Annotated in this window: 1 protein-coding gene; it reads left to right on the forward strand. The window is 41.1% G+C overall.

What is annotated here, in order from left to right:
* A partial coding sequence (locus Q0948_RS14890) for a Calx-beta domain-containing protein (RefSeq protein ID WP_298354526.1) occupies positions 1-263 on the forward strand: 263 nt, incomplete at both ends.

Consider the following 263-nt stretch of genomic DNA (forward strand, 5'->3'; position numbering starts at 1 on the left):
ACGATTATCGATAACGATGGTGCTCCAACCGTGACTATCGAAGATGTGATAATAGATGAAGATGCTGGTACTGTAACTATTCCTGTAACCTTAAGTAATCCAAGTGATGAGGACACTGTTATTGAGATAGTAACAACGACCGGTACAGCTGGTGAGGATGATTATGAAGAGACAATTGTAACGGTGACGATTCCTGCAGGAGAGACTGAAGGAGAAGTAATTGTTCCAATTACAGAAGACACGACAGATGAAGAAGATGAGAT

The organism is uncultured Dokdonia sp., assembly GCF_947496725.1.
Taxonomy (GTDB): domain Bacteria; phylum Bacteroidota; class Bacteroidia; order Flavobacteriales; family Flavobacteriaceae; genus Dokdonia.